Below are 24,442 nucleotides of genomic sequence, written 5' to 3'. Positions count from 1 at the left end.
GCGGTCCCGGCCGGCGCGGCCGGGACCGTGACGATCAGGTGCGGCCGCGGCTTCTGGCGACGACCTCCTCCGTGGTGAGCGGCGCCTTCGGGTGGTGCGTCAGGCACATCGGCACGCGCGCCTTGGCGAACCCGCCGCCCTCGCCGGCCACGTAGAACTCGCCCGAGCCCAGCCGGGAGATGTCCGGCACGTCGCCGCCGCCCTTGAACTGGGCCATCTCCCTGGCGGCGCTGATCTGGATCGGGGCGTTCAGCAGGCCGAAGAACTGGGTGGCGCAGTTGCCGGGGATCTGGTTGTGCAGCCCCTTGGGCGCCTGCGTGGCGAAGACGAGGCCCAGACCGTACTTGCGGGCCTGGGAGGCGAGCATCACCGTGCTGCGGGTGGAGACCGACGCGCCGCCCACCGCGGGAGCGAACGTCTGGGCCTCGTCCATGACGAACAGCGCGCCCAGCGGACGGTCCTGGGCGGGATGCCGCTTGAACCAGACGAACAGCTCCATCTCCAGCCGGCTGACGAAGCTCTGCCGCTGCTCCAGGCTCGGCAGCCCGGCCAGGCTGATCACCGAGACGCGGGCCCGCCTGCCCGGTGGCGGTGTCACCAGCAAGCCGGGGTCGACCGGCTCGCCGGCCCCGCCGAACAGCGGGTCGTTGTCCATGGCCGCGGTCAGCGACTGGGACAGGTCGGCCGCGACGCGCCGGGCGCTGGACAGCTCGCTGACGCCGTCCGGCAGGTCGGCCAGGTACGCCGCCAGGCCCCTCAGGCTGGTCGCGCCGCCGCCTCCGTAGGCGGCCAGGGCCCGCCTGAGCACGGCCTGCCCGCGCAGCGCCTTGTCGGTGTTGGCGTCCAGCCTGACCCGCGGCACGATGAACGCGACCGCCGCCTCGACCGCCTCGGCGAACTCGTCCGGATCGCCGGCCAGGCTCGCCAGATCGGGCAGCGGCTGGAAGCTCAGCGGCCGTCCGCCCGTCCGTCCCGGCGTCCAGACGGTCACGTCGGTGGCCGCCAGGTACTCCTCGGCGCGGCGCGCGTCCCCCTCCTCCCACGTGCGCGGCGGCTCGGGCCACGGCTCGTCCAGCCTGGCCAGGTCGTTGTTCGGGTCCAGCACGATGGAGGAGACACCTCGCAGCGCGCACTCCTCGACCAGCCGCCTGATCAGCACGGTCTTGCCCGATCCGGAACCGGCGAAGATCGCCGTGTGCTTGCGCAGCGCCTCCAGCGCGATCCGCACCGGCGCGCCGTCCGAGATCCGCCGGCCGATCGTCAGGGACTGGTCCTGGTCGTCGCCCTGGCGCCTCGCCTTCACAGGCATCTCAGGGGTCGGTACGGCGGGAACGCTCCACACGTCCGACAGAGCCTCGGTGAGGAAGCCGATCCCGGACGTCGGCCGCCGCGCGGCGAGCCAGGCGGCCAGGCCCGGCGGGTTCGCCGAGACCAGGTCCCGGAGGGCGGCCAGGACCAGCAGGTCCTGCCGGCTCATCCGCAGCGTCCGGCCGCCCGCCCGCTCGAACGCCGCGATCGCCTCCCGCGTGGCCGGTCCTTGCGACCAGGGGGTGTCGCGCAGCAGGAACAGCCGCCGCTTGGGCACCTCCGCGTCCAGCCCGGCCGCCACGCACGCCTTGCGGACGCGGTTCAGCGCCGCGTTCCCGTGCGTCGCGCTGACCGCGCGGAAGGCCCAGTGGACCTCGTCCTCCCTGCTCTCGTCGAGCGTGCGGCGCAGGCGGGCGTGCAGCGGAGGCTTGGCGCTCGGCGGCGGGTCCACGCTGAAGGCCCGGCCGGCCTCCCCCTGCTCGGCGATCCACGCGTGCAGGCCGGCGGCCAGCAGCGCCGGCATCACGGTGTCCTCGCCGCCCTGGTCGATCACCGGAGCCTGCGCGGTCTCCAGCAGTTCGGCGAAGCGGGCGTCGAGCGCGCCGAGGTCGGCCGTGGGGGCGGGCGGCCGGGGACGCGGCGCCGGCACCGTCGTGAACCCGGTCAACTCCCTGACCTCGCCGTCCAGCAGGCAGGCGTGGACATGCCGGTCGATCCGGATGAGCAGCTCCCGCGGGGTGAACCCGGGCGCCTGCTCGAACGCCTCCGGCCGGACCGGCCAGGTCGGGTACGGCGGCTTGACGCCCGCCTCGCCGTACTGCACCTCGAAGCGCGTGGCGACCAGGGTGCGGGCGGTGGCCGCGTCGGGGATGGTCATGAGCTGGACCGCCTCGCGGAAGCGGTCGCGCACGGTGTCGACCGCCACCCGTACGACGAGCGCCCACGTGGCGGGGATGCACGTCACGACCGTCAGGGTCCGGCGGGTGACCTCGCGCAACGCCATCAGCCCGCCCGCGATGCGCTCGATCATGAGCTGCTCGGCCGGGTCGTGCTCGGCGCCACCCTCGGTCGTGGCCCGCGACTGGGCGACGAGCGGGTCGATCTGGTCCACGGCGACGATCGTCGGGCCGGTGAGGGCCATCAGACGCGAGAGGTCCCTGACGATCTCCTGCGGCGTCCGGTCGAGCCCGCGGATGCCCCACCGGGCCCGCTCGCCCGGCTCGCCCTCCGGCGCCGACGACAGGTACGCCTCGCCCAGGTCCTGCAGGCCCGGATCCTCGCCCGCCAGCAGGACCAGAGCGCGCGCGGCGTCCTGGCTGTCGCGGCCGACCTGGCCCCCGACGCGACGGAACGCGGTGACGAAGGCGTCCAGCTCGTCCCTGGTGAGGCCGCGCTTGCCGGTGATCGAGCGGCGTGCCATGCGGGACAGCCCCGCCATGATGGCCAGGCGGTCCAGGAGCACGGTGAGCTGCGTCTGCCCGTCCTGGCGTGGCCGGGAGAGGCTGTCCAGGAGGGAGACCACGACGCTCTCCCAGAAGCCCTTGGCGTCCAGCAGGCCGACCAGGACGAAGTAGCCGCCCTCGCGCTGGGCGCGTTCGCGCAGCCAGCCGAGCAGGTGGGTCTTGCCGGTGCCGCGCTGGCCCTGCACGACGACGCCGATGGGACTGGCCTCAGGCCGGTGGGCGGCCTCGGCCAGGCCGTCGAGGAGGACCTTCGTCGACGCGCCGTGCAGGCCCTCGACGTGGAAGGGGGAGCGGCGCCAGACGTCGTCGGCGCCCTCGGTGTAGTTGAACGTCAGCGCGGCCAGATCCGCGACGCCGCTCACAGCTCGCCGATCCACAGCAGATGCTTGTCCTGCCCGCCTATGATCACCGCCGCTTCGCGGTCCTCGGGCGTGAGCGTCTTCTGGTTCGACTCCGGGACGAGGTTCACGTCAGGGAGTCGTTCCATCAGGACGAGTGCCTCGTCCACCGCCGCCTTCGGCATGCCGGTCAGCAGCCGCCGGAGCCGCGTCAGGCTCACCCACGCACCCGGCTGGGCGGCCAGTTCGGCGTACGCGGCGCGGATGCGGGACTCCGGACCGGCGGCGGGCGCGTCCGGCTCGGGCTGGAAGATCTCCGACAGCCGCTGGTCGGTCCGCCGCATGAACCGGGGCAGCCATTCGAGCAGGGCCCGCGCGACGGCCCCCGACGAGCCGGTCTGGGGCGGGATCGTCCCGGTCTGCAGATCCTCGGCGAGCCTCGCCCATCCGGAGTCGGTCAGCACGTGCACGAAGGCGCGCCCGCGCGTGGGCCGCCGGCTCTCGACTAACTTCAGGTCGTTGAGCCTCAGCCGCCTCTGACCGTCGATGGTCAGCTTGTAGTGCTCCTTGAGCTCGCTGTTGGAGATCTCGCGGGCTTCGACGGCCAGCACCAGCAGGGCAGTGAACTCGGGCAGCGACAGCCCTTTGTCTGGCATATCTCATCCTTCCGCTCTGCGGCGGTTCCGCAGAAACTGGCCGATCTGACGGACCACGGTGTCCATGTCAGTCAATACTTGACCATCGGAGAAGCGCAGCACGGCGTAACCATCGAGTTGCAGCAGCACGTCCCGCTGCCGGTCCGCGGCGAACTTGGCCGGAGCCCGATGGTCGGGACCGTCGATCTCCACGACGCAGCGTTCCCGCGCCCAGAGCAGGTCCACCCGGATCGGGACGGCCAGCGGGCCCGGCCGGTACGTCTGGTTCCAGGCCCGCCCCCCGGCCCACGCCCGCGAGGACAAGGCGGCCTCCAGCGCCCGCTCGCTCGCGCTGCCCGGATGCGGCCTGCCCGCCACCGGCGGGTACGCGACGGCGGGCGCCTGATCGGCCGTCGCGGGAACCGGGACGGCTTCCCCGGCGCCGTCGAAGGCTGCCGGGAGCGGGACGGGGACCGTCCGCACGCGGTCGTCGTCCAGGGGCGCGCCCGCCAGCCAGACGCCGGCCCTGCCCCGGTGCGCCAGCCATTCGCACCCGGCGACCAGCACTTCCCGTGCCGCCGTGCCGAGCTCGTCCGGAACCCGTACCAGGATCGCCAGCCGGGCCCGGCCGAAGCTGTCGGCCAGCACCCTGACCAGCCCGGCCGCCCGGACCTCCGGCGCCAGCCCGCTGGGACCGCCCGTCAGCGCCCGCCGGGCCAGCTCGGCGAGGAACGGCCCGAAGTGGCCGGTGACCGAGGCCCTGCCCCGGGCCAGCGCCTGGACCGCGGCCACGTTCACCCCGGACGGGCCCTCGATGCCCTCGGCGCCCGGCAACCAGGCCGGGAACAGCGCGATGGCCGCCTTGTCCAGCTCACGCAGGACAGAGGCGGCCAGGTCGGCCACGGAACGTTCCTCGGCGGCGAAGTAGGTGACGACCGCCGGAGCGTCGTCCGGCAGGGGATCGAGGGCCAGCGCCACGGCGTCGGGGTCGGCGTCCAGCCGTACCACCCGGCCGATCGGCAGCTCTGCCCACGACGGCACGGCTCCCTGCCCTCACAAGATCGGAAACTTCGGCACTTGGGAGGGTAGCCCGTCCCTATCGGGCTGTCACCCAGGCCGCGGACGCGGTCTCCAGGGACGGGCTCTCCAGGGACGGGACGTGGGCGCGGGTCAGGAAGGCCTGGGAGACGCTCGCCTTCACCAGGGCGGCCGAGCGCAGCACCGGGACCAGCGTGAGCGCGAACAGCAGGCCGACCGCCGTGTTGAACACCACGAACGGCACGGTCCCGGTGCCGAGGCCGAGCAGCGCGGGCAGGCCGCCGTCCACGCCGGGGATCGCGGCGATCGCCCAGCCGTAGACCGGGAAGGTCAGCCCGAGCACGGCGCCCGCCCACCACACCGCGCTCACGACGGCGGCGGCCAGCGAGACCGGGAAGGTGATGATCGCGTGCAGCAGGTCCAGCGCCGCCTGGCCGGAGGCCAGCGGGTTCATCATGCGGCGGAACAGACCCGCCCCCGCGGGGGTCTGCGCGTAGCGGGGGCGGGAGATCGGGTGGCCGAGCACGCCGGGCAGCGCGGCGCGCTCCAGGTCGGCGAAGTGGCGGGCCGAGGCGGCGGTGGCGGCCAGGACGGGCAGCCCCACGAACGCGACCGCCGCGCCGAGACCGGCCGAGACGCCGGCCACGGCGAGGGTGAAGGACGCGGTGGCCATGGGCAGGCCAAGCAGGACGTAGCGGGTGTCGGCGGCGACGCGGTGCCGGAGGGATGTCATGGCCATGACGCTACGGATCCGGCGCCCGCCGATCGATCCTGGCTGCGGGCCGGTACGCGGTAGGGTAAGCCCTACCACGCGCCGGACAAAGGCTACCGCGGCTGGTCCACCCGGATCACGGTCAGCTCCTGCGGGCGCACCGGCTCCCGGCAGCTCGCGCACACCGTGAGCGGCTCCAGGGGCTCGCCGCACGAGTGCCGCCACACGGTGGGCGGCTCGCCCTCGGTGACGTACCGGTCGCCCCAGTCCATCAGGGCGAGCAGGACCGTGTGCAGGGCCTGGCCCGCATCGGTGAGGACGTACTCGTGGCGCGGCGGGTGCCGCTCGTACGGCACCCGCTCCAGCAGGCCCACTTCGACCAGTTTGCGCAGCCGGGCGGTGAGGATGTCGCGGCTGGCGCCGGTGTTGCGGGCGATCTGGTCGAAGCGGCGCACCCCGAGCATGATCTCGCGCATCGCCAGCAGGCTCCACCGCTCGCCCACGACGGCCAGCGCGTTGGCGATCGAGCACTGTCTCGGGCGGGACAAGGCCCCTCCGCTCAGCTAGGTCCGGATTTCCAACTTACCATCAGGCGGCCTGACCCGGGATGGCGGCGAGCAGCTCGCGGGTGTAGTCGGCCCGCGGCGAGTCGAAGATCTCGGCCGCCGTGCCGCTCTCCACGATCCGGCCCGCCTGCATCACGTGCACCCGGTGCGAGATCATCCGTACGACGGCCAGGTCGTGGCTGATGAACAGGTAGCTGAGCCCGAGGTCGCGCTGGAGGTCGGCGAGCAGCTCCAGGATCTGGGCCTGGACCAGCACGTCCAGCGCGGAGACGGCCTCGTCGAGCACGACCAGCTCGGGGGAGAGCGCCAGCGCCCGCGCGATGGCCACCCGCTGCCGCTGGCCGCCGGACAGCTCGTGCGGCAGCCGCTCGGCCACCGACGCCGGCAGCGACACCTTCTCCAGCAGCTCGGCGACGGTCTTCGCGCGCTCGGCCGGGGTGCCCACGCGGTGCACGCGCAGCGGCTCGGCGATCGACTTCTCCACGGTGTAGCGGGGGTCGAGCGAGGCATACGGGTTCTGGAAGACCGGCTGCACCCGGCGGCGGAAGGCGAACAGCTCCCGGCGGCCGAGCGAGGTCAGGTCGGTGCCGTCGAACAGGATCCGGCCGGAGGTGATGCCGTCCAGGCCGAGCAGCAGGTTCGCGGTGGTCGACTTGCCCGAGCCCGACTCGCCCACCACCGAGACGGTACGGCCGCGCGGGATCGTGAAGGAGACCCCGTCCACCGCCGTGAACGCGCCGGAACCGCCTCTGAGCGGGAACACCTTGCGCAGGTCCTCCACCACGACCAGGTCCCCGGCCGCCTCCTGCGGGCCGGGCTCGGCCACCCGCACCGACGACAGGCTCGGCACGGCCTTCAGCAGCCGCCGGGTGTACTCGTGCCGTGGGTCGGCCAGCAGCTCGGCCGCCGGGCCGGTCTCCACGATCTCGCCCTTGTACATGACGGCCACCACGTCGGCCCGCTCGGCGGCCAGCGCCAGGTCGTGCGTGATGAGGAAGACGGCCGTGCCCATCTCGGCGGTGAGCTGCCCGAGCTGGTCGAGGATGCGGCGCTGGACGGTCACGTCCAGGGCGGAGGTCGGCTCGTCGGCGATGAGCAGCTTCGGCCGGCAGGCCAGGCCCATGGCGATGAGCGCCCGCTGCCGCATGCCGCCGGAGAACTCGTGCGGGTACTGCCCGGCCCGCCGCTCCGGATCGGGGATGCCGACCATGTCCAGCAGCTCGGTCACGCGGGCGCGCGCGGCCCTGCCCGCGGCCAGGCCGTGCACCTCCAGCGCCTCGCCGATCTGGTCGCCGATGCGCATGAGCGGGTTGAGGTTGGACATCGGGTCCTGGGGCACCAGGCCGATGCCCGCGCCCCGGACCGCGGTCATCTCGCGCTCGCTCACCCCGGCCAGGTCACGGCCGTCGAACAGCACCTGGCCGGTCGTGATGCGCCCGCCCGCGGGCAGCAGCCGGTTGACCGCGGCGGCCGTGGTGGACTTGCCCGAGCCCGACTCGCCGACCACGGCCACGGTCTGCCCCGGCAGGATCTCCATCGAGACGTTCCTGACGACGGTGACGTCCTGCTTGCGGGTGCGGAAGGCGACGGAGAGGTCGCGGATCTCCAGGAGCGGGGTCATGCGGTCCTCGATCGGTGGGTGATGGCCTGCAGCAGGCCGGTCCAGAGGGCGTCGGTGGGCGTCGGCACGCCGGGCGTCAGCAGGCGGTTGCTCGCCAGCGCGATCGCGACGTCCCGGCCGGGGACGAACCCGACGACGCAGCCGACGTAGCCGGGGTGGCCGAGCACGGTGACGGTCTCGTCGCGCAGGACGAGCTCGTAGGTGCGGAAGCCGAGCGCCTGGCCGGGGTCGGGGCCGGGGCGGAAGAACTCGCGGGCCACCTCGGGCCGCCACAACCGGTCGTGCTCCTCGTAGCGGGACAGCGCGGTGGCGTAGCGCAGCAGGTCGGGGACGGTGGAGAACAGCCCGGCGTGGCCCGACACCCCGCCGAAGGCGTGGTAGGCGTTGCCGTCGGCGACCTGGCCGAGCACGGGCCCGCGCCGCCAGCCGGCGAAGTCCGCGGCGCGGAAGGGCACCGGGTACGGCTCGGAGGTGTCGAGCATGCGCATCTCGACCCGGTCGTCCAGGGCGCTCATGGCCACCTCGGGGCCCGCCGGCCGCGCGTACGTGGTGTCGTCCAGCCCGAGCGGGCCGGTGACCAGCTCGGCCACCGCCCGGTCCAGGGACGTGCCGGTGACGGTCTCGACCACCCGGCCGAGCAGGATGAAGCCCAGGTCGGAGTAGTGCCGTTCGCGGCCGGGCGGGTAGCGCGGGGCGGGCACCCGCGGGTCGAGGTACATCGGCCACCACTCCCACAGTCCCGCCCGGTGCAACAGCAGGTCCCGCACGCTGACCTGTTCCGGGCAGCCCGCCGGCAGGTACGCCCCCGCCCGCTCGTCCAGGTCCACCAGCCGGTCGGAGACCAGGCGGATGAGGGCCGTCGTGGTGGCGACGACCTTCGTGACCGAGGCCAGGTCGTGGTACGTGCCGAGGGTCATGGGCGCGTCACCGGCGAGCGCGCCGCCGTCCGTGCCGTCGTCCGTGCGGCGCACGGTGCGGTGGCCGGCGCACTCGGTCAGGTCGAACCACGGCGTGCGCGCCGCCCGCACCACGCCCGCGGGCGCGGCAGGGGCGGGGGCGGGGGCAGGGACGGCGGCGTCGGGGGCAGGGCTCATCGGCGCAGCACCAGGGAGCGCGGGGGCGTGGGCAGCGGGGCGGGCAGGACGAGCGGGTCCGCGCCCGGCGTCAGCGTGCCCAGCACGCGGGCGGCCTTCGCGCCCGTGCCGCCGGGGACCGTGCCCGGCAGGCCGTGGGCGGTCAGCCAGCCGATGAGCGCGAAGGCGATGGCCTCCTTGTCGTCGGCCGGGGCGCCGAGCTCGTCCGACAGGGACACCCGCACGCCGGGCAGCGCGGCACGCAGGCCGTCCATGATGACCGGGTTGCGGCAGCCGCCGCCGGAGACGACGAGCACGTCCACGCCCGCCGCGGCGACGTCGGCGGCCACCGTGCGGACCGTCAGCTCGGTCAGCGTCGCCACCAGGTCGGGTCCGGACGGCTCGCGGCCCGCCTTCGCCGTCGCCGCCTCGACGTAAGCGAGGTGGAACAGCTCCTTGCCGGTGCTCTTCGGCGCGGCCAGCCGGTAGTACGGCTCGTCGAGCAGCACGGCGAGCAGGTGCTCGTCCACCTGCCCCGAGGCCGCGATCCGGCCGTCCTCGTCGAAGCCGCGCGGGTTCAGGCCCCGGCCGGCGACGACGGCGTCGATGAGGGCGTTGGCCGGGCCGATGTCGTAGGCGCTCAGGCCGCCGTCGCGCACGACGGTCATGTTGGAGATGCCGCCCAGGTTGAGCGCCGCCGCGCCGCGCTCGTGGCCGTCCCGCAGCAGGCCGCCCAGCAGCAGGTCGTCGAGCACGGAGACCAGGGGGGCGCCGTGCCCGCCCGCGGTGATGTCGCGGATGCGCACGTCCGAGAGCACGGGTGAGCCGGTGCGCTCGGCGACCCACGCGGGCTGGCCGATCTGCAGGGTGCCGCGCGCGTGCGCGCCCTCCACCCAGTGGAAGACCGTCTGGCCGTGGGAGACGATCAGGTCGGCCGGACCGGCCTGCTCGGCCGCGGCCTCGGCGGCCTCGGCGAAGCACTGGCCGATGAGCGTGTCGAGCACGCACACCTCGGCCAGCGTGACCGGGGCGGGCGGCAGCGCGGCCACCAGCCGGGCGCGCAGCTCGGCGGGGTACGGGGTGCTCGCGGTGTGCAGCACGCGGCCGGTCAGCACGTCGCCGTCCAGGGCGAAGTCGACCAGGGCCACGTCGATGCCGTCGTGCGAGGTGCCGGAGATCATGCCGAGGATCTTCATGCCGGCTCCCCCAGCGCCACCCGCAGCTGCCCTTCGCTGCGTGCCAGCAGCGCCGCGGCCTCCTGCGGGCCGAGCCCGAGCCGGGCTCCGAGCACCGCCTGCTTGACGTTGAAACCGTGCTGGTCGAGCACTCGTTCCGCCTCCTCGCGGTCCACACCGGCGATCGTCCGCACGATCCCGATCGCCCGTTCCCTGAGCTTGCCGTTGCTGGCCTTGACGTCGACCATCAGGTTCCCGTACGTCTTGCCGAGCCGGACCATGACGATGGTCGAGAACATGTTGAGCACGAGCTTCTGCGCCGTGCCCGCCTTGAGCCGGGTCGAGCCGCTGACCACCTCGGGGCCGACCAGCACCTCGATCGCGTGCTCGGCGGCCGCGCTGAGCGGGGTGCCGGGGTTGCAGGACAGGCCCACGGTCAGCGCGCCGCGCTCGCGGGCCCGCCGCACCGCGCCCAGCACGTACGGCGTGCGCCCGCTGGAGGCGATGCCGACCACCGTGTCCAGCGGCCCGATGCCGGCCGCGTCGATCGCCGTCGCGCCTGCCTGCGCGTCGTCCTCGGCGCCCTCGCACGGGTGCACGATCGCCCGCTCGCCGCCGGCGATGACGGCGAACACCTGCTCGGGCGGGGTGCTGAAGGTGGGCGGGCACTCGGAGGCGTCCAGCACGCCGAGCCTGCCCGGCGTGCCCGCGCCCACGTAGACCAGCCGGCCGCCCGCGCGTACCAGCTCGGCGGCGGCCTCGATGGCCCCGGTGATCTGCGGCAGCGCCGCGGCGACCGCGCCGGGGACGGTGGCGTCGGCCGCGTTCATGGTCTCCGCGAGCTCGGCCACGCTCATGGTGTCGATGCCCGCGAAACGCGGGTCTGCCGATTCCGTGGTCAGTTCTGAGAGGTTCACCGCTTGCCTCGGGTTCTGGGGTCGAGAGTGTCACGCAGGCCGTCGCCGAGCAGGTTCAGGCCCACCACCAGCAGGACGACGACCGCGCCCGGCGCGATCAGCGTCCAGGGGGCGATGAACACCAGGCTGCGCGCCTCGAAGATCATCGAGCCCAGCGAGGGGGCGGGCGGCGGCGTGCCCAGGCCGAGGAAGCTCAGCGACGCCTCGGTCAGCACCGCCCACGACAGCGACAGCGCCACCTGGATGACGATGATCGAGGTGATGTTGGGCAGCACGTGCCTGAGCATGATCTGCCAGCGGCTCTGGCCGGTGGAGACCGCGGCCTTGACGTACTCGATCTCCCTGAGGGAGAGCACGGGGCCGCGCGTGACACGGATGAAGATGGGGACGTACACGATCGCGATGGCGACGGCGACCGTGAACCAGTTGCGGTCCAGCACCGAGGCCAGCGAGAGCGCGAGCAGCAGCGGCGGGAACGCGAACAGCACGTTCGTCACGCCGCCGATGGCGCCGTCGGCGAAGCCGCGGTAGAAGCCGGACACCAGCCCGCCCAGCGTGCCGACCACGGTGGCGAAGGCCACCGCGACCACCGCGATGAGCGCCGAGTTGCCGACGCCGGACGCCACCCGGGAGAAGACGTCCCGGCCGAACTGGTCGGTGCCGAACAGGTGCGCCCCGGACGGCGCCAGGAACCGGTCGGGCGGATTCTGGGCGATCGGGTCGTAGGGGAGCAGCCCGGCGAACGACAGCGCCGCCACCACGGCCAGCACCAGCAGCACGATCGTGCCCGCCAGCATGGCGGGGCTCCTGCGCAGCGCGGTCACGACGCCCTCACCCGCGGGTCGATGATCCGGTACAGCATGTCGGTCAGCAGGTTGACCAGCACGAACGCCAGCGCGATGACCAGGACCGTGCTCTGCACGACCGCGTACTCCTTCTGCTGGATGCCGAGCAGCACCTGCCGGCCCACGCCGGGCACGGAGAAGATCTGCTCGACCACGACCGCGCCGCCGAGCAGGTAGCCGAACTGCAGCCCGGTCATCGTCACGATCGGCACCAGCGCGTTGCCGAGCACGTGCCTGACCTGGAGCCGGCGTGGCGGCACGCCCTTGGCGCGGGCGGTGCGCACGAAGTCCTCCGAGCGCACCTCCAGCACCGCGGTACGGGTGGTGCGCAGGATCGGCGCGGCGATGCCGAAGCCGAGAACGAGCGCGGGCAGGAACATCTGCTGGAGGTTGAGCAGCGGATCCTCGGCGAGCGTGGCGAAGCCCTGGCCGTTGGGGTTGAACCCGAACGACGCCGCGAAGATCGACAGCAGCGTCGTGGCCAGCAGGAACGCCGGGACCGACAGCCCCGCCAGGCTCACGACCTGGCCGAAGGCGTCACGCGGCGAGTTCGTCCTGGACGCCGACAACATGCCGAGCGGCACGCCCAGCAGCAGCGCCAGCACGATCGAGAACACCGCCAGCTCGAACGTCACCGGCAGCGAGTGCAGCGTCATCTCCAGCACGCCCTGCTGAGAGCGGGCCGAGTAGCCGAAGTTGCCGGTGAGCATGTTGCCCAGCCAGGAGAAGAACTGCGTGACCGGCGACTGGTCCAGCCCGTAGTACTGCTCCAGGGCCACGCGCTGCGCCGGGGTGAGCGCGGCCGCCTCCGTGCCGAGCCCCGCGGTGATCTGGTCGCCGGGGATCGCCCGGAGCATGACGAAGACGAACACGGCCACCCCGAACAGGGTGCCGATCGTCGAGGCCACGCGCCGGACGGCCCGGTTGGCGAGGATCCGGCGCATCAGGCGACGGACGTCGTACGCAGGTACTGCAGCGACCCGCTGACCATCGGCACGAACCCGGACACGTTGGAGGTGGTGCCGGTGTAGGTGTAGCTGGTGAACAGCCAGATCCAGGGCGCGTTGGCCTCCAGCTCGGCCGACACCTTCTCGTAGATCGCCTTGCGGGCGGCCGGGTCGGTCGTGGCCTTGCCCTCGGCGAACAGCTTGTCCAGCTCCGGCGAGCTGTACCCGGCGACCTTGTTCAGATTGCCCTTGCTGGTGAAGTAGCGGGCGTAGGAGCCGTCGGGGTCGGGACGCCCGCCGTTCAGCGCGACGGCCGCGTCGAAGTCGGCCGCCACCCAGCGGTCCACGAACGCGCCGGACTCCAGCACCTCCAGGTCCAGGGTGATCTTCGCCTCGGCGAGCTGCGCCTTGAGGTTCTGGGCCTCGTTGACGGAGGTGGCGTACTCGCCCTGGGAGACGATGGCCTTGACCGTCACGCCGCCGGACTTGCCCGCCTTGCCGAGGTACTCGGCGGCCTTGGCCAGGTCGCGGCTCGGGCAGGGCCGCTGGGCCGGGTCGGACTTGAAGGCCGGGGCGGTGATCGGCCCGGTCACCTCGCCCTCGCCGAGCGCGGCGGTGTCGAGCACCTGCTTGCGGTCGATCGCGCACTGGATCGCCAGGCGCACGTTGACGTCCTTGAGGTCGCCGTGCTGCGCGTTGAGCTGGAGGGCGTGGTAGCTGAGCTGCGGCGTCTTGGTGACGGTGATCGTGCCGCCGCCCTGCGCGGTCTGGGCGACCAGCGGGTCGTTGAAGACCGCGAGCTGCACGTTGCCCGACTGCATGGCCGAGACGATGGACGACTCGTCGGGGATCACGCGGAACTCGACGCTGCCCACCTTGGGCTTCTCGGCGCCCCAGTACTTGTCGTTCCTGGCCAGCGTCAGCGACTGGCTCGGGACGCGCTTGCCCAGCGTGAACGGGCCGGTGCCGTTGGGGGTGGCGTTGAGCTTCTCCTCGGTGTCGTCGGAGGAGAGCATCGCCATGTTGACGGTGGCCAGGTTCGCCGGGAGCGCGGCGTCGGGGCCGGTCAGCTCCAGCACCACCGTGCTCTCGTCGGGGGCCTCGACGGACTTCACCGACGCCAGCGACGCCCGCGCCACGGCGGCCGTCTTCTCGTCCATGATCTTCTCCAGGGACGCCTTGACGTCCTTGGAGTCGAACGCGCTGCCGTCGCCGAACGTCACGCCCTTGCGCAGGGTGAGGGTCAGCTTCTTGCCGTCCTCGGACGTCTGCCACGACTCGGCCAGGCCCGGCACGACGTTCAGGTCCTTGTCGAACTCGGTGAGGGTGCCGTAGATGTTCTGCAACACGTTCACGGCGGTGAACTGGGTGGCCTTCCAGGGGAAGAGCGTGTCGGGGTCGGAGGTCACGCCGACGACCAGGGCGCCGCCGGACTTGCCCGTTGCGCCGGTGCTGGTCACGGGCCCGGAAGATGATGAACAGGAGGTCAGGGCGATGGACAGCACTGCGGCGGCGCCGATCGCGGAGAGCGCGCCACGGGGCATGTGGTCTCCTCAAGAGCAGTAGGTCATAAAATTACGCAGACCCTACCACTGGTGTACTAAATTTCCTCAAGGGGTGGATGACGAATGGTCGAGGACGACGGAAGCCTGCTGATCCGTATCCGGGCCGCCATGCCGGCGTTACGGCCGTCGGAGCGGCGGATCGCCGAGACGTTCACCGGCGATCCGGCCGCCGCCGCGAACCTGTCCATCGCCGAGCTGGCCGCCCGCTGCGCCACCTCGACCACCTCGGTCGTGCGCTTCTACCAGCGCATGGGGTACGCGCACTTCAAGGACTTCCGGATCGACCTGACCAGGGCCGCCGCCCGGGAGGAGCTGACCAGGTCGAGCCTGCCGGAGGTGTCGGGCGACATCGACCGTCACGACAGCCTGGAGGGCATCGTCTCCAAGGTCGCCACCAACGAGACGCTGTCGATCGCCGACACGGCCCGCTCCCTCGACATGGACGCTCTGGCCAGGGCGGTGTCGCTGCTGCTGGCCGCGCGCCGGATCGACACCTTCGGCGTGGGCGCGAGCGCGCTGGTCGGCCTGGACCTGCAGCAGAAGCTCTCACGTATCGGGCGTACCGCGATCAACTGGCACGACGCCCACTCGGCCTGGACGTCGGCGGCCACGCTCGACGCCACCTGCGTGACCGTCGCGGTCTCGCACACCGGCGCGACCGTGGACACGGTCGAGTTCCTGTCCATCGCCCGCCGGTCGGGCGCGGCCACGGTGGCGATCACCAACTTCCGCGACTCGCCGCTGGCCGCCGCCGCCGACGTGACGCTGACGACCGCCGCCCGCGAGACGCAGTTCCGCTCGGGCGCCCTGGGCAGCCGCATCGCCCAGCTCATGGTCGTCGACTGCCTGTTCACCGGCGTCGCCGCGGCCAGCTACGACGAGTCGATGGCGGCCCTGCGCAACACCTACGCCGTCGTGCACGAGCGCACGGTGTACAAGCGGGGCTGAACCGGCGCAGGGCGGCCTGACCAGCACGGAAGGCTTTCTTTTGCGGCACGTGAATCTAGTGACAAAAAGTGATGACACAACTACTTTAAGTTGACATTCTGGTGGCGAGGCATCGTCTACCAGGAAAGACACCACATGCAACTGATCACCCGTGCCGACTGGCACGCGAAGAAGCCCAGCACCAGCTACACCCGGCTGGCCTCCACCAAAGGCGTCAAGATCCACTACACCGGCGGGAAGGTGCCCTCCGACCTGCCGGACGCCGACAACCACGACACATGCGTCGACCTGGTGAGGGACATCCAGCGCATGCACATGTCCGGCGGGCGCGGCGAGACCTACATCGACCTCGGCTACAACATGGTGTGCTGCCCGCACCGGCGCACCTTCATGGGCCGTGGCCCGCACGTCCTGCCCGCCGCCAACGGCCCGGGGCTCAACTCCGGGCACTACGCCGTGCTCGCCCTGGTCGGCAACACCGGGTTCACCGAACCGAACGACGACCTGCTCAACGCGCTCGTCGACGCCATCGAGTACCTGCGCGAGCACGGCGACGCGGGCAACGAGGTCAAGGGCCACCGGGACGGCTACGACACCGACTGCCCCGGCGACCCCCTCTACCACTGGGTGCGAGGAGGCGCCGAACGCCCTTAGACCAGGCGGCTCACGTGGGCCAGAGCCTGCTTGAGCAGCACTCCCTGGCCGCCGGTCATCTCCTGCTGCACGGCCGGCGAGGCCGCCTCCTCGGGGGTGAACCAGACCAGGTCCAGGGCGTCCTGCCGGGGCCGGCAGTCACCGGCCACGGGCACGATGTAGGCCAGGGACACCGCGTGCTGGCGCGGATCGTGGTACGGCGTGACGCCCGGCGTCGGGAAGTACTCCGCGACGGTGAAGGGCTGCGGGGAGACGGGGATGCGGGGAAGGGCCACAGGCCCGAGGTCCTTCTCCAGGTGACGCAGCAGCGCGTCGCGGACGCGCTCGTGGAGCAGCACCCGCCCCGACACCAGCGCCCGGCTGACCGTCCCGTCCGCCGCGATCCGCAGCAGCAGGCCCACCCGGGTCACCACGCCGGTCTCGTCCACCCGCACCGGCACGGCGTCGATGTAGAGGATCGGCAACTGGCCGCGCACCGATTCGAGCTCTTCGGGGGCCAGCCATCCAGGCGCGGTTTCGGTCTTTTCGGTCATCTGCCGATCGTATGCCCCGCGCCGCCGCTGACAGCGTAAGCCCCACCGACCGATCCGCGCACGGACCCGGCCAGACCCGGCCGGATCCGGCCGGGCCCGCCCGCACGGGCTCAGGCGCGCCTGGCCGGCCTGCTCCTGCCCGCGATCCAGGACGCCGTGCAGACGACCAGCACGATGCCCATGAACGGCAGGTACTCGGCGACTCTTCTCATGTGAGATCACGCTCCGCTCTCGACTTGGCGAGCCGCTGTCGTTGCGGCTCGACGGTGTACCGGGGGTCGCGCGCCGAGGCCGTCCCGGCGTGGAAGACGCCGAACCGGGTGCACACCGACCCGGCCAGCAGGGCAGCCCCGGCGGCCATCGCCGCGACCCTGCTGCGGCGGCCGAGGCCCTGCCCGAGCAGCGCGCCCGCGACCGACAGCGCCTGACCCGCCTTGAGCAGCCGGCTGCGCCGCAGCGGCTCGGCGGTCAGGCCCATCCGGCGTTCCATGCGGACGGCCGCCGCGCACTCCAGAGCCGCGCCCAGCAGCGCCACCCGCCGGGCCGGGGCCGCCTGCGCGAGCGGCGCGGCCAGCATGCCGAGCCCGCCCGCCGACGCCGCGGCCGAGCCCGCGAACAGGAACGGCATCTCCCTGAACCCGTCGTGCCAGGCCGGGACCGCCGTGTCGCAGATCAGCGCGGCGGTGTAGGTCGCCAGCGCAGGCCCGGCCAGCCCCGCGCCCACCGTGGCCGCCCGGCCCAGCCGGGGGAACCGCCCGGTCAGCTCGGTGGCCGCGGCGAGCCCGGCCTGCGGCCCGTACGCGCTCAGGATCCAGGTGCCGACGCTCATCGGCGAGGTCACCTTGAACACCCGCAACATGTTGAGGAAGCGCGACGGCTTGCCCAGGTCGTGGATCAGCGCGTACAGCGAGCCGCCGACCGCGCCCACGGCGGCGACCTTGGCGGCGCGGGCCAGCGCCGGACGTCCGGTCAGCTCGGCGGCGGCCGCCAGCGTGGAGGAGGCCCCGGCCAGGCCGCCGAGGAACAGGTAGCCGGCGATGTCGTGGTCGCTCCAGGGCGTGCCGTTCAGGACCGGCAGGCCGTAGTACGACTCGGCCTCCGGCTCGGGCGGACGCAGGGAACGCCCGCCGCGGCCCGCCGAGCCGGGCGTGGCCTCGCGCTCGGTGCGCAGGCCGGGCGCGTCGTCCAGGCGCACGTCGGTCTGGTTGCTCATCTGCCCCTCCTCCAGGCCGCCACGGCCATCCCGGCCAGCAGCACCAGCGCCGCCGCGCCGGCGTGCCGCCACATCGACGGCAGATCCGCGGTGGTCACCACCGGGTCCGGCGGCAGGCCGTACACCTGCGGCTCGTCCAGCAGCAGGAAGAAGGCGCCGGTGCCGCCCACGCCGTCGGCGGGGTCGTGGCCGTACAGGCGGGCCGAGGACGCGCCCGCCGCGCGCACCTGCTCCAGGCGGCGGTCGGCGCGTTCACGCAGCTCGTCCAGCTCGCCGAACTGGATGGAGTCCGTCGGGCACGTCTTGGCGCAGGCCGGCTCCTGGCCGACCTCCAGCCGGTCGTAGCACATCGTGCACTTGGCGGCCGTGCCGCTCGTCTCGCGCCGGCCGATCACCCCGAACGGGCAGGCGGGCACGCAGTAGCCGCAGCCGTTGCAGACGTCCTCCTGGACGACGACCGTGCCGTACTCGGTGCGGAACAGCGACCCGGTCGGGCAGACGTCGAGGCAGGCCGCGTGCGTGCAGTGCTTGCACACGTCGGAGGCCATCAGCCAGCGGAAGTCCATGTCACGGGCGCCGGTCTCCTGGTGGCCGAGCGGCTTGCGCTGCTCGACGAACGCGACGTGCCGCCAGGTGTCGGCGCCGAGCCCGACGGAGTTGTCGTAGGACATGCCGGTGAAGAGCAGGCCGTCCTCGGGCACCGCGTTCCACTCCTTGCAGGCCACCTCGCACGCCTTGCACCCGATGCAGATGCTGGTGTCGGTGAAGAAGCCCATGCGCTTCGGCGGGTCGTCGTATCCGGCGTCGAGCGGCGCCCGGTCGAGGTCGAAGGCCACGGCTCACACCTCCGTTCCGGTGTCCTCGGTCACGCCCGCCCGCCGCCGGTAGGCCAGCACCAGCTCCGGCAGGGCCGGGCCGCGTGGCCTGCGTCCCGGGCGGATGTCGGCCGACAGGGCCTTGACCTCCTGGATGTGGGAGTTGGGGTCGAGCGTGATCGAGACCAGCTCGTTGGCCGCGTCGCCCCTGGCCAGACCGTTGGGACCGAAGTGGAACGGCAGCCCGATCTGGTGGATGACCTTGCCGTTCAGGTGCAGCGGCGCGATCCGGTCGGTGACCAGCACGCGCGCCTCGATGGCGCCGCGCGCGGTGATGACCGTGGCCCACTCGCCGTGCACGAGCCCGCGCTCGGCGGCCAGCTCGGGCGAGACCTCGCAGAACATCTCCGGCTGCAGCTCGGCCAGGTACGGCGTGTGCCGGCTCATGCCGCCCGCCGTGAAGTGCTCGGTCAGCCGGTACGTGGTCACCACGTACGGGTAGACCGACGCGCCCGGCTCCTCCCCGCTCGGCTGGTAACGGTTGTCCTCGTGCCGGTAGAGCTTGCGGGCCGGGTTGCGCTGCCGCCCGTAGAGCGGGTTGGCGACCGGAGAGTCCTGGGGCTCGAAGTGGCTGGGCAGCGGGCCGTCCACCACGCCCGAGGGGGCGAACAGCCAGCCCTTGCCGTCGGCCTGCATGATGAACGGGTCGATGCCCGACAAGGCCGCCGGGCCCTGCGCCCCCGGCTCGGGCCGGTAGGACGGCGGTTTGCCCTCCTCGAAGTCCGGCACGTCGAGCCCGGTCCAGCGGCCGGCCTCCTCGTCCCACCAGACGAGCTTCTTGCGCTCGCTCCACGGACGGCCGTCGGGCGCGGCCGAGGCCCGGTTGTAGAGCACCCGCCGGTTGGCCGGCCACGCCCACGCCCACCCGGCGGCGACCCAGTCCTGTTCGGCGGCCGGTTGACGCAGGGCGGCCCGGTTGACGCCGCCGGCGTACACGCCGCAGTAGATCCAGCAGCCGCACACCGTCGAGCCGTCGTCCTTCAGCTGGGTGTAGGCGTCGAGCGGGCGGCCCTCGGCGTCCCAGCCGTTGATCTCGGCGAGCACCGCCTCGGCGACCGGCTCGGCCGTCTCGCCCTCGACCGGGTAGTCCCAGGTCAGGTCGAGCAGGGGACGGTCCATCGGGTCGGCGGAACCGGCCAGTTTGCGCCGGATGATGCGCCCGAGGTGGTACATGAACCACAGGTCGCTGCGCGCGTCGCCGTCCGGCTCGACGGCCCGGTGGTGCCACTGCAGCCAGCGGTTGGTGTTGGTGAAGCTGCCGCTCTTCTCGGTGTGGGCCGCGGCGGGGAAGAAGAACACCTCGGTGCCGATCTCGGAGGTGACCAGCTCGCCGGTCTCGATCTCCGGGCCGTCCTTCCACCAGGTGGCGCTCTCGATCAGGTTGAGGTCGCGCACCACCAGCCAGTCGAGCCGCGCCATGCCGAGGCGCTGCATCCGGGAGTTGGCCGAGCCCACGGCCGGGTTCTCGCCGAGCAGCAGGTAGCCCTTGCAGGTGCCGTCGAGCTGCGCCAGCACGGTGTCGTACGTGCTGTGCGAGCCCGTCAGGCGCGGCAGGTAGTCGAAGCGGAAGTCGTTCTCGCGCGTCGCGGCCGGCCCCCACCACGCCTTGAGCAGGCTCACCAGGTAGGCGGGCATGTTCGCCCAGAAGCCGCGGCAGGAGGCGTCGGCGCGCAGGAAGTCGCGCATCTTCTCATGCTCGTGGGCGTGCGGCATCGGGATGTAGCCGGGCAGCAGGTTGAACAGCGTCGGGATGTCGCTGGAGCCCTGGATGCTGGCGTGCCCGCGCAGCGCCTGGATGCCGCCGCCGGGGCGGCCGATGTTGCCGAGCAGGAGTTGCAGGATGCTGGCCGTGCGGATGAACTGCGCGCCGTCGCTGTGCTGCGTCCAGCCCACGGCGTAGACGAACTCGGCGGTCCGCTCCGGCCCGGAGTTCTCCGTCAGGTGCCGGCAGACCTGGGCGAACAGCTCCGGCGGCACCCCGCACACCCGCTGCACCATCTCCGGCGTGTAGCGGGCGAAGTGGCGGCGCAGGACCTGCAGCACGCAGCGCGGGTGCCGCATCGTCTCGTCCCGCCGCGGCTCGCCGCTGAGCGGGACGCCGGTGCCTCCCTGCACCTCGGGGCGGCCGGCCGGCATGCTGCCCGCCGGGCGGTCGTAGTCCTCGTCCCGCTCGCCGGAGGCCGCGACGGTGTGCATGCCCTCGTACTGCCAGGTGTCGTCCTCGTAGCAGCGGTTCTCCGCGTCGAAGCCGGAGAACAGGCCGTCGAGGTCCTCGGCGTCGCGATAGTCCTCCCGCAGGATGGTCGACGCGTTGGTGTAGTGCAGGACGTAGTCGCGGAAGAACAGCTCGTTCTCCAGCACGTGGTTGACGATCGCGCCGAGGAAGGCCACGTCCGAGCCCGCCCTGATCGGCACGTGCAGGTCGGCCAGCGCACTGGTACGGGTGAAGCGCGGATCCACGTGGATGACCACCGCGCCGCGCGCCTTGGCCTCCATCACCCACTGGAACCCGACCGGATGCGCCTCGGCGAAGTTCGACCCCTGGATCAGCACGCAGTCGGAGTGCTGGAGATCCTGCAGGAACGTCGTGGCCCCGCCGCGCCCGAACGACGTGCCCAGCCCCACCACGGTCGAGCTGTGGCACACCCGCGCCTGGTTCTCGATCTGCACCACGCCGAGCGCGGTGAGCAGCTTCTTGATGAGGTAGTTCTCCTCGTTGTCCAGCGTCGCGCCGCCCAGGCTGGCGATGCCCATCGTGCGGGCCACCCGGCGGCCCTTGTTCTCCCACTCCCAGGTCGCCCGGCGGGTGGCGATGATCCGGTCGGCCACCATGTCCATGGCGGTCTCCAGGTCGATCTCCCGCCAGTCGGCGGCGCCCGGCGGACGGTGGAGCACCTTGTTCAGCCGGCCCGAGCCGGTGGTGAGCTGGAGGCTGGAGGCGCCCTTCGGGCACAGCCGGCCCCTGCTGATGGGCGAGTCGGGATCGCCCTCGATGTGCACGACCTTCTCGTCGCTGACGTAGACGTTCTGGGCGCAGCCCACCGCGCAGTACGGGCACACCGACTTGACCACGCGGTCGGCGGCGGCCGTCCGGGCCGGGTGCTCGCCCGTGCGCGGCGACTTCACCGCCGCCGCCCGGCCGAGCCTGTCCTTGCCGGTGAGCTGCCGCAGCAGCGGCCAGGAGAACCCCATGCCGCTCATGCCCCCGCCTGGCGCATGCGCCGGTCGCTCCAGGCCCGCTCGCGCATCCAGGCGTGCACGTCGCCACGTTCGACCGGCCCGACCTCGCGCGGGTTGACCAACTGCTGGGTACGGCCGGTCAGCAGGCCCGGCCGTCCCCGGCGGCGCGCCACGGCGTCGCTCCCGTCGGCCGGCACGCCCGTCGCGATCAGGTACGCCCGTCCCGCGGGCACCCCCAGCAACCTGGCGATCTCGGCGTAGTCCAGCCCCTGCGACAGCAGCCGCAGCACCCGCTCCTTGCTCGGCATCGCGTTCCCCCCGGCGCCCGTGCCTCTGGACTTCGTCCTCCCCCTCGCCGCCAGGAGGAAACCGAAGTGCCAGGTCAAAGGCGTACTTGCGGGGACGGGCCGGGTCAGGTCAGGCGGGCGGCGGCCTCGTCCCAGGCGCTCGCGTCGCCGGAGGGCTCGTACCGGCGCAGCTCCTGCGTGGAGGCCACCAGGGCGCGCATCCCGGCCAGGTCGGAGACCAGCCCGGCCGCCCGCGCCTGCACCAGGACGTTGCCGAGCGCGGTCGCCTCGGCGGGCCCGGCCACGACCGGCAGGCCGCAGGCGTCGGCCGTGAACCGGCACAGCAGCTCGTTGCGCGACCCGCCGCCCACCAGATGCACCACCTCGACGTCGCGGCCCGACAGCTCCATCGCCTGCCGGATCGCGTGCCGGTGCCCCAGCGCCAGGCTCTCCAGCACGCAGCGCACGAAACCCGCGGGCGTGGAGGGCGGCCGCTGCCCGGTGCGGCGGCACTCGGCGGCGATCCGCGCGGGCATGTCGCCCGGCGGCAGGAACGCGGGCAGGTCCGGGTCGACCACGGCGGCGAAGGGACGCTCCCGGGCCGCCGCCGCCAGCAGGTCCTCCAGCGAGGAGCCGGGCCAGGCCCGCAGGCACTCCTGCAGCAGCCACAGCCCCATGACGTTGCGCAGATAGCGGACGGTGCCGTCGATCCCGGCCTCGTTGGTGAAGTTGGCCGCCCGGCCCGCCTCGGTGAGCACGGGGCCGGTCAGCTCCACCCCGGCCAGCGACCAGGTGCCGCACGAGATGTAGGCGAAGGCGGGCCCGCCGGCCGGCACGGCCGCCACCGCCGAGGCGGTGTCGTGCGAGGCCACCGCCCGCACCGGCGCGGAGAAGCCGATCTCGGCCGCGACGTCGCGGCGCAGCCCGCCGACCGGCTCGCCGGGCTGCCGCAGCCGCGGGAAGATGCCCCCGGGCAGGCCCAGCCGGTCGATCAGCGGCGCCGCCCAGGACCGGGTGCGCACGTCGAGCAGGCCCGTGGTCGAGGCGTTGGTCACCTCGGCGCCCAGCTCGCCGGTCAGCCAGTAGCCGATCAGGTCGGGCACCAGCAGCATCGTCGCGGCCTGGTCCAGGCGGTCGTCGGCCAGGAGCTGGTAGACGGTGTTGAACGGGAGCACCTGGAGCCCGGACACCGCGTACAGCGCCTCGGCGCCGACCGTCTCGGCCACCTGCCCGGCCACCCCCCGCGTACGGTCGTCGCGGTAGTGGACCGGGTTGCCGAGCAGCGCGCCGGACTCGTCGAGCAGGCCGTAGTCGACGGCCCACGAGTCGACCCCGATCGAGCCGACCGGGCCGGCCGCCCGCAGGCCGGTGAGGATCTCGCGGTAGAGGCCCAGGACGTCCCAGTGGAGGCGGCCGGCCAGGCGGACCGGGCCGTTGGGGAAGCGGTGGACCTCGGACGTGGCGAGCCCGTCCGACAGGTCGGCGACCATCACCCGGCCGCTGGAGGCGCCCAGGTCCACGGCGGCGAATCGGCTCATTGGGTGGACTCCCTCTCGACCAGTTCGGGCTGGAACATGATGTGCTGGTGGGCGTGCTCGTCCGGGTTGTCGCACTCGTCCAGCAGCAGTTCGGTGGCGATGCGGCCGAGCTGGTACGTCGGCTGCCGCATCGAGCTGAGCGACACGGCGGAGGCGGCGGCGAAGTCGATGTCGTCGTAGCCCATCAGGGCCACGTCGTCGGGCACCCGCACCCCGGCGCGCAGCAGGGCCCGCAGCACGCCCAGCGCGAGCAGGTCGTTGGCGCAGAACACGGCCTCGGGCAGGCCGTCCGCCATCAGGTCGGCGGCGGCCTTCTCGCCCGCGCGGGCGGTCATCGCGGCCGCCTCGGCCACCCGCAGCGAGCCCGGGTCCAGCCCGGCCGCCGCCAGCGCCTCCGCCGCGCCCCGCCGCCGCTCGGCGCACTGGCGGATGGTCAGCGGCCCGGTCACGTACGCCACGCTGTGACCGCTCGCGTGCCCGCCTCTGGCCAGCAGGTGCGCCACCGCGGCCCGGCCGCCCGCCACGTCGTCCACCGCGACCGCGCACTGGTCGGGGCGGTGGGCCGGATGGTCGACGAGCACCACGCTGATGCCGCGCTCGCGCAGCCGGTCCAGCCGGGCCGGGTCCTCGCCCGAAGGCGTGATCAGCACGCCGCGCACCCGCTGCTCGGCCAGCACGCCCAGGTTGCGCTCCTCCTTGCCGGGCGAGCCCGCCGAGTTGCCGAGGATCACCGCGTAGCCCAGCTCGCTGGCGACGTCCTCGACCCCGGCGGCGACCTCGGTGAAGAACGGGTTGCCGATGTCGATGACGCTCAGGCCGATCGTCCTGCTGTGGCCGGCGCGCAGGGTCGAGGCCGAGCCGTGCCGGACGAACCCCAGCTCCCGGATCGCGGCCTCCACCCGTTCGCGGGTCGCCGTGGCGACCTTCGCCGGTCTGTTCAGCACGTTGGAGACCGTGCCGGGGGAGACGCCGGCGTGGGCGGCGACGTCCTTGATGCTGACCATGGCCATG

At 73.0% G+C, this 24,442-nt stretch carries 21 protein-coding genes; 2 read left to right on the top strand and 19 right to left on the bottom strand.

The window, feature by feature from the left end; translation table 11 throughout:
- Nucleotides 1-34 precede the first annotated feature (34 nt).
- The 12 genes from AB0J97_RS36050 to AB0J97_RS35995 form a co-directional block, all read right to left on the bottom strand.
- A complete protein-coding gene (locus AB0J97_RS36050; RefSeq protein WP_364097363.1) occupies nucleotides 35-3,133 on the bottom strand; it encodes a DUF87 domain-containing protein in 3,099 nt (1,032 codons plus the stop codon).
- On the bottom strand, nucleotides 3,130-3,765 hold the full coding sequence (locus tag AB0J97_RS36045) for a hypothetical protein (protein WP_364097360.1): 636 nt from the start codon (nucleotides 3,763-3,765) through the stop codon (nucleotides 3,130-3,132). The genes AB0J97_RS36050 and AB0J97_RS36045 overlap by 4 nt, the downstream gene beginning before the upstream one ends.
- 3 nt (nucleotides 3,766-3,768) lie before the next feature.
- Nucleotides 3,769-4,785: a DUF559 domain-containing protein gene (locus tag AB0J97_RS36040; protein ID WP_364097357.1), complete on the bottom strand. Its 1,017-nt coding sequence runs from the start codon at nucleotides 4,783-4,785 to the stop codon at nucleotides 3,769-3,771.
- A gap of 55 nt (nucleotides 4,786-4,840) precedes the next feature.
- Entirely contained in the window at nucleotides 4,841-5,515 is a 675-nt protein-coding gene (locus tag AB0J97_RS36035; protein WP_364097354.1) for a sensor domain-containing protein, read from the bottom strand.
- 92 nt (nucleotides 5,516-5,607) lie between these two features.
- The gene (locus AB0J97_RS36030; protein ID WP_364097351.1) at nucleotides 5,608-6,042 is read right to left on the bottom strand and encodes a helix-turn-helix domain-containing protein; all 435 of its coding nucleotides are present in this window, start codon (nucleotides 6,040-6,042) and stop codon (nucleotides 5,608-5,610) included.
- Between the two features lie 40 nt (nucleotides 6,043-6,082).
- On the bottom strand, nucleotides 6,083-7,681 hold the full coding sequence (locus AB0J97_RS36025) for an ABC transporter ATP-binding protein (RefSeq protein WP_364097348.1): 1,599 nt from the start codon (nucleotides 7,679-7,681) through the stop codon (nucleotides 6,083-6,085).
- Nucleotides 7,678-8,775 carry a serine hydrolase domain-containing protein gene (locus AB0J97_RS36020; RefSeq protein WP_364097345.1) on the bottom strand — a complete coding sequence of 366 codons (1,098 nt, stop codon included), beginning with the start codon at nucleotides 8,773-8,775 and terminating at the stop codon, nucleotides 7,678-7,680. The genes AB0J97_RS36025 and AB0J97_RS36020 overlap by 4 nt, the downstream gene beginning before the upstream one ends.
- On the bottom strand, nucleotides 8,772-9,950 hold the full coding sequence (locus AB0J97_RS36015; RefSeq protein ID WP_364097342.1) for an anhydro-N-acetylmuramic acid kinase: 1,179 nt from the start codon (nucleotides 9,948-9,950) through the stop codon (nucleotides 8,772-8,774). Before AB0J97_RS36015 ends, AB0J97_RS36020 begins: the two co-directional genes overlap by 4 nt.
- Complete coding sequence (murQ, locus tag AB0J97_RS36010) at nucleotides 9,947-10,846, bottom strand: N-acetylmuramic acid 6-phosphate etherase (RefSeq protein ID WP_364097339.1); 900 nt, start codon at nucleotides 10,844-10,846, stop codon at nucleotides 9,947-9,949. Before murQ ends, AB0J97_RS36015 begins: the two co-directional genes overlap by 4 nt.
- Complete coding sequence (locus AB0J97_RS36005; RefSeq protein WP_357703364.1) at nucleotides 10,843-11,670, bottom strand: ABC transporter permease; 828 nt, start codon at nucleotides 11,668-11,670, stop codon at nucleotides 10,843-10,845. Before AB0J97_RS36005 ends, murQ begins: the two co-directional genes overlap by 4 nt.
- A complete protein-coding gene (locus tag AB0J97_RS36000; RefSeq protein WP_364097336.1) occupies nucleotides 11,667-12,635 on the bottom strand; it encodes an ABC transporter permease in 969 nt (322 codons plus the stop codon). Before AB0J97_RS36000 ends, AB0J97_RS36005 begins: the two co-directional genes overlap by 4 nt.
- The gene (locus AB0J97_RS35995) at nucleotides 12,635-14,182 is read right to left on the bottom strand and encodes an ABC transporter substrate-binding protein (protein WP_364097333.1); all 1,548 of its coding nucleotides are present in this window, start codon (nucleotides 14,180-14,182) and stop codon (nucleotides 12,635-12,637) included. The genes AB0J97_RS36000 and AB0J97_RS35995 overlap by 1 nt, the downstream gene beginning before the upstream one ends.
- Before the next feature lie 84 nt (nucleotides 14,183-14,266).
- Here AB0J97_RS35995 and AB0J97_RS35990 point away from each other — a divergent pair, with 84 nt between their 5' ends.
- Entirely contained in the window at nucleotides 14,267-15,151 is an 885-nt protein-coding gene (locus tag AB0J97_RS35990) for a MurR/RpiR family transcriptional regulator (RefSeq protein WP_357703370.1), read from the top strand.
- A 135-nt stretch (nucleotides 15,152-15,286) separates the two neighbouring features.
- On the top strand, nucleotides 15,287-15,805 hold the full coding sequence (locus AB0J97_RS35985; RefSeq protein WP_364097330.1) for a peptidoglycan recognition family protein: 519 nt from the start codon (nucleotides 15,287-15,289) through the stop codon (nucleotides 15,803-15,805).
- Here AB0J97_RS35985 and AB0J97_RS35980 read toward each other — a convergent pair.
- The 7 genes from AB0J97_RS35980 to AB0J97_RS35950 form a co-directional block, all read right to left on the bottom strand.
- Nucleotides 15,802-16,338 carry an NUDIX hydrolase family protein gene (locus AB0J97_RS35980; protein WP_357703374.1) on the bottom strand — a complete coding sequence of 179 codons (537 nt, stop codon included), beginning with the start codon at nucleotides 16,336-16,338 and terminating at the stop codon, nucleotides 15,802-15,804. The genes AB0J97_RS35985 and AB0J97_RS35980 overlap by 4 nt on opposite strands.
- A 208-nt stretch (nucleotides 16,339-16,546) precedes the next feature.
- Nucleotides 16,547-17,551, bottom strand: coding sequence for an NrfD/PsrC family molybdoenzyme membrane anchor subunit (gene nrfD, locus AB0J97_RS35975; RefSeq protein WP_357703376.1), 1,005 nt, complete (start codon nucleotides 17,549-17,551; stop codon nucleotides 16,547-16,549).
- Nucleotides 17,548-18,327 carry a 4Fe-4S dicluster domain-containing protein gene (locus AB0J97_RS35970; RefSeq protein WP_357703428.1) on the bottom strand — a complete coding sequence of 260 codons (780 nt, stop codon included), beginning with the start codon at nucleotides 18,325-18,327 and terminating at the stop codon, nucleotides 17,548-17,550. Before AB0J97_RS35970 ends, nrfD begins: the two co-directional genes overlap by 4 nt.
- Nucleotides 18,328-18,390: 63 nt before the next feature.
- Nucleotides 18,391-21,627, bottom strand: coding sequence for a formate dehydrogenase (gene fdh / locus AB0J97_RS35965; protein WP_364097325.1), 3,237 nt, complete (start codon nucleotides 21,625-21,627; stop codon nucleotides 18,391-18,393).
- Nucleotides 21,624-21,914: a hypothetical protein gene (locus tag AB0J97_RS35960; protein WP_364097322.1), complete on the bottom strand. Its 291-nt coding sequence runs from the start codon at nucleotides 21,912-21,914 to the stop codon at nucleotides 21,624-21,626. Before AB0J97_RS35960 ends, fdh begins: the two co-directional genes overlap by 4 nt.
- 104 nt (nucleotides 21,915-22,018) lie before the next feature.
- On the bottom strand, nucleotides 22,019-23,431 hold the full coding sequence (locus AB0J97_RS35955) for a rhamnulokinase family protein (protein ID WP_364097319.1): 1,413 nt from the start codon (nucleotides 23,429-23,431) through the stop codon (nucleotides 22,019-22,021).
- The gene (locus tag AB0J97_RS35950) at nucleotides 23,428-24,441 is read right to left on the bottom strand and encodes a substrate-binding domain-containing protein (protein ID WP_364097316.1); all 1,014 of its coding nucleotides are present in this window, start codon (nucleotides 24,439-24,441) and stop codon (nucleotides 23,428-23,430) included. The genes AB0J97_RS35955 and AB0J97_RS35950 overlap by 4 nt, the downstream gene beginning before the upstream one ends.
- Between the last annotated feature and the right edge of the window lies 1 nt (nucleotide 24,442).

This window comes from Nonomuraea sp. NPDC049607 (genome assembly GCF_040675375.1).
Taxonomy (GTDB): Bacteria; Actinomycetota; Actinomycetes; order Streptosporangiales; family Streptosporangiaceae; genus Nonomuraea.
This window is presented reverse-complemented; position numbering and strand designations above follow the sequence as displayed.